The organism is Subtercola boreus (genome assembly GCF_003399635.1).
Classification (GTDB): domain Bacteria; phylum Actinomycetota; class Actinomycetes; order Actinomycetales; family Microbacteriaceae; genus Subtercola; species Subtercola boreus_B.
The window spans coordinates 1-7447 of the sequence record NZ_NBXB01000047.1 but is presented as its reverse complement, the minus strand read 5'-3'; the positions used below and the strand labels follow the sequence as shown (position 1 = coordinate 7447).

The 7447-nt window shown below is 59.3% G+C and carries 7 protein-coding genes; 5 read left to right on the top strand and 2 right to left on the bottom strand.

All coding sequences use genetic code 11. From position 1 onward, the window contains the following. Positions 1–86 precede the first annotated feature (86 nt). Positions 87–668 (bottom strand): ArdC family protein, encoded by a 582-nt coding sequence (locus B7R22_RS17765; protein ID WP_116413029.1) that lies wholly within the window; start codon positions 666–668, stop codon positions 87–89. 768 nt (positions 669–1436) lie between these two features. On the opposite strand from B7R22_RS17765, the gene B7R22_RS17760 reads away from it, so the two are divergent. The 5 genes from B7R22_RS17760 (at position 1437) to B7R22_RS18915 (ending at position 7280) form a co-directional block, all read left to right on the top strand. Next, on the top strand, positions 1437–2804 hold the full coding sequence (locus tag B7R22_RS17760; protein ID WP_172582538.1) for an FRG domain-containing protein: 1368 nt from the start codon (positions 1437–1439) through the stop codon (positions 2802–2804). A gap of 675 nt (positions 2805–3479) precedes the next feature. Further along, positions 3480–3737: a hypothetical protein gene (locus tag B7R22_RS17755; protein WP_116413027.1), complete on the top strand. Its 258-nt coding sequence runs from the start codon at positions 3480–3482 to the stop codon at positions 3735–3737. 190 nt (positions 3738–3927) lie between these two features. Further along, the gene (locus tag B7R22_RS17750; protein WP_253259154.1) at positions 3928–5097 is read left to right on the top strand and encodes a DNA cytosine methyltransferase; all 1170 of its coding nucleotides are present in this window, start codon (positions 3928–3930) and stop codon (positions 5095–5097) included. After that, positions 5066–5905, top strand: a complete 840-nt coding sequence (locus tag B7R22_RS17745; RefSeq protein WP_253259153.1) for a GIY-YIG nuclease family protein — start codon at positions 5066–5068, stop codon at positions 5903–5905. The genes B7R22_RS17750 and B7R22_RS17745 overlap by 32 nt, the downstream gene beginning before the upstream one ends. Before the next feature lie 445 nt (positions 5906–6350). After that, positions 6351–7280, top strand: a complete 930-nt coding sequence (locus B7R22_RS18915; protein WP_147305451.1) for a DUF6615 family protein — start codon at positions 6351–6353, stop codon at positions 7278–7280. On the opposite strand, the gene B7R22_RS19600 is transcribed toward B7R22_RS18915, so the two are convergent. Further along, a partial coding sequence (locus B7R22_RS19600; protein WP_216363522.1) for a hypothetical protein occupies positions 7267–7447 on the bottom strand: 181 nt, incomplete at its 5' end. The genes B7R22_RS18915 and B7R22_RS19600 overlap by 14 nt on opposite strands.

Below are 7447 nucleotides of genomic sequence, written 5' to 3'. Positions count from 1 at the left end.
AGGACACGCTGGACAGTGCGGTGGAAACCCGCGCTGAACGCGTTCGCGATCACCTTCGCCGACCGCTGGCCGGCAGCAGAAACCTACTAACCAAAAATGCTGGAAACACCGAAAACGTTACAGACCCGGATGGGGCGACGCTCAACCGTCCACCCCTCACCGGTGAGGTAAGAGCTCAGAGCGTCCACGATGCCGAAGTCGTCGGCGCCCGTGAGGAGAGTCGTGATCGTGCCCGGGTCACCCTGGTCGGGGTCGATGAGGTCCGTCTGGCTGACATCGAACACCGACAGGATCGGGAACCGGGCGATCTTCTTCTCTACCTCGTCACCGTTTGCATCTTCCTCTGTCACTTTCTTGGTCGAGTACCCAAAGATACGGATGGCCCTCTCGCCCTTCCGGACCTGACGGTTCAGGGCCTGCCACTTCCGGAACCCCGCCACCCGGGAAGCTTCCGGCATTTGAGACAGCACTAAGAGAACGTTCTGCAGTGAATACGCGTGGAACACCTGCGCGAAGTCAAGAAATGCCGTCCAGCGGCCGGAATCGCGCAAACCCTCTACCTGATCGGTGATCGACTGGTGGAGGGCCTCCGCCTGCGCTTTCTTCTCATCGGCCGTTTTTGCGGGGGTGCGGGTCTTGCTGGTACGGGTGGCCGTTGCGGTGATCATGATCTGTTCTCCTCTACCCCACGTTGTTTTGTCGTGAAGGCGGTTTACCGCCGCTAGGGTCAGGCCGCGGAGCGCCACCCGGAGGGCGGCGGGGGAGAGATTTCCGGTACGAAATAAGAGAGCCCGCAGGGTGAACGCGTGCCGGAAATCTCGGCGGAGCCGGCAGCGGAGCTGCTTGCGCGGAACGGACAGACCCGTACGCTTCCGAAGGATTCACGACACAACAACAAGCCCCGGCCAGGGGCGGCTCAGCGCCGCAAAGCGGCTCCGCTCAGAGTGAAAAGGGCGACAGCGAGCCGTCGGGCAGCTGCTTCACTAGCCCGCTGAGGAAACAACGGCTCTAGAGCTCAACCCAGGGCGTGTTCCGGACGGCCGGCTGCCACACCCACGCCTCCTGCCGGGCCTGCTCACCATTGACCCTCCGGATTCTCACCGCGTGCGCCGTCCACGCCAGGACGTAGACATTGACCTTCATCGGCCGCCCGGCATACCTGGCTCAGGCGCGCGCCTTCTTCGGCTTCGGGTCATAGGTCACGAGCTCGTTATCGAGATCCAACTCGAACGACGTCATATGCTCGTTTTATGGCGCGAGAATCGGCTGGGACAGGTTCACTTGAAGAGGGCGAGCCAACTGATACTCCGAGAGAACCGAAAGCCAGCTCCACGAAGCCTTCTTCGTTGAGGGTCAGCCCGATTAGTTCGGTAGCTCCCTCAACCTCCGAACTACGTTTACATTCATCGGATCCGTCCGTAGCAGTGCAAATTGCTATGGACGCTCTGAAGCTTCCCGTCGGCTACCAAGCCGCGATTGACGCACTCGACCAATTGGCCAAAACCTCAGCGGCAATCGAGCACGCCACGAAACTTCCCGTCGGCTACCAAGCCGCGATTGACGCACTCGACCAATTCGCCAAAACCTCAGCGGCAATCGAGCACGCCACGAAACTTCCCACCGGCTACCAAGCCGCGATTGACGCACTCGACCAATTCGCCAAAACCTCAGCGGCAATCGAGCACGCCACACAACTTCCCACCGACTACCAAGCCGCCACAGACCGGTTGAAACAACTGACAGGCTCATTGTCGGTTCAAATTCCTCTGAAGCCCATGCCCACTTCGCTCAAGAGGCTGGGGGACATATATACGCGGCCTGCGCTTGGCGATTGGACCGAGGCGTTAGATCGCACGCTTGGACCGGCTGCGTCACCAAAGCCCCGGCGCCTCCGTACAGCAGCCACCTTCTTTGCAGCCTTCGAAACTCAGATTCATTCTCTGCCGGAGATCTTGCGGGCGCTGGCAGTGATGCAGGAAAAAAACAGCCGCCTGAGGCTGGTATGGCGCGGCCAACAAGATGCCAATTGGTCCGTGGACAGTTCTCTCACCCGGAGGCTACGTGCTGATGGCCACGAGCTTGGTGAGGAGCAGATGATTGCGGTCGAGCGCTTTCAGATGGCCGCTACTGATCGTTGGGCAAATCCTCGGACGCAAGGCGATCTTGACTTCCTCGCGGAACTACAGCATGAGGGGGTGCCGACTCGTCTGATTGACGTTTCACTAGACCCGGAGGTGGCTGTCTGGTTCGCCGTGCAAGAATCCGAGGAACAAGAGGATTCTGACGCGCGTCTCCTGGCTTGGGGCCGGTCCGCAGCACCAAAACGTAATAGCCAAGTAGAGGAACCACTGACGGTGCCCGCCGTGGGAGGCGAGGCCTTCTGGCATTCTTGGCGAGATAAAGAGACTCGTTTGCGGAACCAATGGGGTACAGGAAAGGCCGTTCCATCGTGGCAACCAGCAACACTAAACGAACGGATGAGAGCGCAACGCGCCGCATTCCTGTTTGATGCGGACCCGATTATCGATTCAGCGTTACTCGAAATGTTCAACAAGCGATTGAATGACGATTGGCAAGCAGACGAGATCAGCGGAGCCACCCGGGTCATTGGATTCCCTTCACCGCACGATAAACGGGCTGAGTCGAATAGTGCGCGAATCGTCCCGATGTTCAGTCTTCGAATCATGGCTGCTGCGAAGCCACAGATCCGCTCCTATCTGAAAAGCAAAGGACTGGTCGAGGAATCTATCTACCCAGATCGAGCCGGACTAATCAGTTACCTTCGAAGAATGGGCGCACAGTAGGGAGATCGAAACTGTCGGCACCCAAACCAGAGATCGAGCTAATTCGGACATGGACGCTGCCGAGGAACGCAGGCCTGAGCGGAGGGTGCGTGAGAACAATCCAGAGCTGTTAGTGACTGTTGAATTCCAACCCCGTAGCGCCGGGCAAATTCTTACCGCGACGTTGCTGACGACGAACTTGCCAGTCTCGTGGACAACGATCCTGCGCAAGTCTGGCAAATGCTCTAGGAACATATTGAGGATCTCGGCGGACTATCCGACGTGGCAGACCGATTCGCAGACCCGACGGACCCATCAACGCTCTCGAGAGAACACTTCGGGCGAATATTCGTGGAAGGACCGCCTAAGCCCGTCCCAGCTTGGAACGGATCACTCGGCAAGGCCGATGCGACAGACCGGCTCTGCTCATTGACCGGTGTATATACACCGGTGTATTATTTGCCTATGGAATCAGTGATGGCGCGGTCTGCCAATGCCTGACCAACCGAAGACGCCGCTTCGATCTGTTCGTGTACCGACAGACCTCTGGGATTCTGTTCGAATACAGGCCGCAGCGACGGGAACGACGGTGAGCGCGGTCATAGTCGCCGCGTTGCGCGCATACGTCCAAGAGACTTCCCCTTCACTGTCTTCACCTCCCGCCGACCAGCACGATCACATCAAATAAGGAACCTCATGGAACTCATCGGTACGAACTTCGACAGCAGTGGCCTTTACAAGATCTACCTCGATGGCAGCACCCTCGTAACGTTCAACGGCAGCGACGAGAACAGCCTCGAAGAAATAGGCCGCCAAGATCTAACAGCTGCCCCCGACTTCACTGCCGCCAGCGATGAGGATTGGTATGTCTACGGCACCAACGGCCACACCTGCGATATCCATTCGGAAGAGGACTACGCACGCATCGACGGCACCATCTACACGCTCACCTGACCTTGGCCACAGCCCGACTGTGCTGCAACCAAACAGCACCTCAGCAGTAGCTAGCTGACCGCACTGTCGAAGGTTCCGATCTGTTGGATGTCGCAAATCCGCGTGGATCGGGCGGCGCGCTTACATTGCCGGTCGACATCGTCCGCGTCGCCTACCAGGTGGAGGTTAGGGCGCCGCTAGAGTAGTGCTCGTGCCCCTTCTCGAAGATCCCCCCGTCACCGCCGCTCTGCCCAAAGTCATCGAGTTCTTCGCCGGAGTAGGGCTGGCACGAATGGGCCTGGAACAGGCAGGCTTTCGAGTCACCTGGGCCAACGATTACGAGCCTGACAAATACGCCATGTACACCGCTCACTTTCGGGACGAGGAGCTGGGCAGCGAGCACACCTTCGATCTAGGCGACGTATTCGCCATCGACCGAACGGCAGTCCCCCGCGACGCCGCCATAGCCTGGGGCTCATCCCCCTGCACCGACCTCTCGCTCGCAGGATCCCGCGGCGGAATCCGAGCAGGCGAGTCGAACGCTTTCTGGGGATACATCGAAGCTCTGAAACAACTCGGCGACGACCGGCCACCCGTGGTGGTGCTCGAGAACGTCGTCGGACTAGCAACCAGCCACGGAGGCGACGATCTCACAGCAGCCATCCGGGCTTTCAATGAACTCGGCTACTCCATAGACGTACTCGCGATCGATGCCCGCCGCTTCATCCCCCAATCACGCCCGCGCCTGTTCCTCGTCGGTGCCCAAAACCCGCCCGTAGAAACCACGGTTCCCAACCCGGAGCTGCGCCCCGACTATCTCTCCTGGATCTACGAAGACGAGACCCTTTGCACCCACCGTGCTGAGCTGCCCACTCCCCCTGCGTCGCTCACGACCGGTCTCGACGCCTACATCGAGCCGATGCCCGTCGCGGACGACAGATGGTGGGACGCGAACCGAACAGAACTGTTCATCAAGTCCCTGTCACCCATTCAAAGCGAACGAATCGCTGCCCTACGCCGCGCTACCGGCGTGACTTATCGAACCGCCTACCGACGCACCCGCAACGGTGTGGCTACCTGGGAAGTGCGCCCGGACGATATCGCGGGCTGCCTCCGGACAGCACGCGGTGGCTCATCCAAACAAGCAGTCGTCAAGGTCGGCAACAAACGTATTCAGGTTCGCTGGATGACTCCACTGGAATACGCCCGCCTGATGGGTGCCGGCGACTACAACCTAGAAGGTGCTCGAACAAATCAGGCCCTCTTCGCTTTCGGAGACGCCGTCGCAGTGCCCGCCGTGGCGTGGCTCGGAAAGCACTACCTCATGCCGCTGGCAACAGGAACGCTGGGTGCCGCTGACCGCCAGACCGCCGTTGTCTAGCAAGAGCACGGCCAGCCCCGCGCCGCAGCCCCGCAAGCCATCCAAGAAGTCTCTCCCAGCCGACGACGTTCGCCGGTTTCGCGAACTACTGGATGAGTTTCAAAAAACCACCGACGACGAGGGCAGGAAGTGGGTCGATGCCAAGTGGGGCATTTACGCGTTCTACGACTACGACGGCGAACCCATCTACGTCGGTCAGACCAACGAACAAATCCGCACCCGGATTAGACGTCATCTGACCAACCAGCGGACCGATGCGGTTGCTATGCGGATCCTCGACGTATTCGAAGTTGCCGAAGTAGAGGTCTGGCCCATCTGGGACCTCGAAGGAGTGGCAGGCGGAGATAACGATGCCCGCAGAATGTTGGATGCGTTCGAGTACAGCGCATACCTGAAGGCAATCGACGACTCGCGGTTCAAAGCCATCCTGAACGAAAAAATTCCGCCGGTTTCCACCCCTGTGGCCATGCCGCCATCGATTCGCTGGCCGCTGGTCGATGATCACGTCCGCGCGGAGCGGGGCCACCCCGATATTCGAATCGCACGCCGCGCAGAGACAATTTCCCGCCTGGCCGCAGTAGCGCGCGAGCGTGGCGAAGTCACCGAGGGTCTCCGCCGAGTATTGGTTGTACAGGCCGTTCGGTTGGCCTATATCTCAGCCGAAAGACTCGCTTTTGCCGAAGGCAGGCCCGCCCCGAGCGCCGACGCCATCAACATGTTCGAGTTGGTGGGAACGGTGCTCGTCGAGCATTCTGATCCGCTTGGGCTACTCGACACTGACGAAGAATCAGAGGGCACCGATGAGTGATCTCGAGCCCGGTGATCCCCGCCACGGAACGTCGAACGGATACGGCAACCACCTCTGCCGCTGCGATGAGTGCCGGGAAGCGAATCGCAAAGATCACGCCGACTACATCGCCAAGGCAAGACAGAACCAATCACTCATCGGCCCAGATGTCACTCACGGCACCCCCTATCGTTACGACGTCGGTTGTCGATGTGACCCCTGCCGCGAAGCGCACAACACGAAATCGCGACAAACTAAAAAGCGCATCCGAACACGAGCATCGGAAAACGCATAGACCGTTCTCACCCTCCCGGCAGAGTCGCAACAGACTTTCGATCGCTTCGCTTTACCGCCGGCGACAGCTCCGGCTGCTCAACGGCCGCAGCCCTTCCGCGAACTTCCTCGGGCTAGGAGGGGCGCGCATGTCTTACTGAGACGTCAAATGTCATTCTGACAAGCTGGCCTTGTGACCGAACTTGAGTTCTTTCAGACCATGCAGCGCGCGATGGACACCCAGGCAGAAGAAATCTGGGACATGGTCCACCACTCCAGGACGGAGGGATACCGACTTCGCCTGGGCGAAGTAACAGCTACCGAGCTCAACTTTTTTCGCCTACGCGACTTCTGGACCAAACGCGTCTATGTAGTGACAAACGAGCCAGACGAAACCGTCACTGGCGCGGACTGGGAGTGGCTTATTGGCCACGGTGATAGCTGGATCCAAATTCGTGTGCAGGCAAAAATCATGAATCGAAGCGGCCGGTTCGCGGAACTCGGTCACCCTCACAGCACCGGCCAACAGATGGAGCGGTTGGTTAACCCCAATATTGAGGATGTCACCTGTCGATGGATGCCGCTCTACGTCTTCTACACAGCGGAGCCCGGCGCTGGCACCGTAGTGCCGCGCAAAGCTGGTTGTAGCGCGCAGCTCGCCTCTAAGGTTCGTACCACATACGGTAAACCGCCGGCCAACCGTGCTCGACTGACCTCAGCTGCGCATCTCCCAGAGAGCATTCCATGGTCGAGCGTGTTCGATGGACTAGTGACCCAACTGCAGTCGGGGCGTTCCTTGGCGGAGATCATTGAGAAACTGGCGCTCCGCCCGATGCCAGCGGATGCTGCTTACATCGGCGACTTTTGGGACATGAGCAAGACCGCCGGCACGTGTGACAGAGCATTGCCTACATACGTCCGGGAAATCGTACGGCGAGAGAATGACGAGTTCGATGAGGCGCCGTTGACGCGGCTCGAAGTAACGGCAACGACATCGCACGGATCAGAACGTCCGGACAAAGGACCGTTCACAAACGTCGCCCCGCGTCAGGTAGATACACCACGCAGACCAAGCGAAGACGATTCTGGGTCTGCCCAGAGTTCGGTTGTCACTCGGGGTTGATGGTTTTCAGGCCGCGTTTGAGGTTGACCCCGAATTCCGGGGTGACGTCCCTGTGAGTGGTGGGGTTTCGGGTTCTTGAGCGTTGCATCGTCGACGTGAGAAGCCACCGTGTGATGGTCAGTGAGAACCGACTAAAACTCTCACGCAAAGGACACCACACGATGGCT

What these genes read in the sequence shown, in the direction of transcription:
- B7R22_RS17765 (WP_116413029.1), bottom strand. Translation starts at nt 668, where the DNA reads ATGATCACCGCAACGGCCACCCGTACCAGCAAGACCCGCACCCCCGCA.
- B7R22_RS17760 (WP_172582538.1), top strand. Translation starts at nt 1,437, where the DNA reads ATGGACGCTCTGAAGCTTCCCGTCGGCTACCAAGCCGCGATTGACGCA.
- B7R22_RS17755 (WP_116413027.1), top strand. Translation starts at nt 3,480, where the DNA reads ATGGAACTCATCGGTACGAACTTCGACAGCAGTGGCCTTTACAAGATC.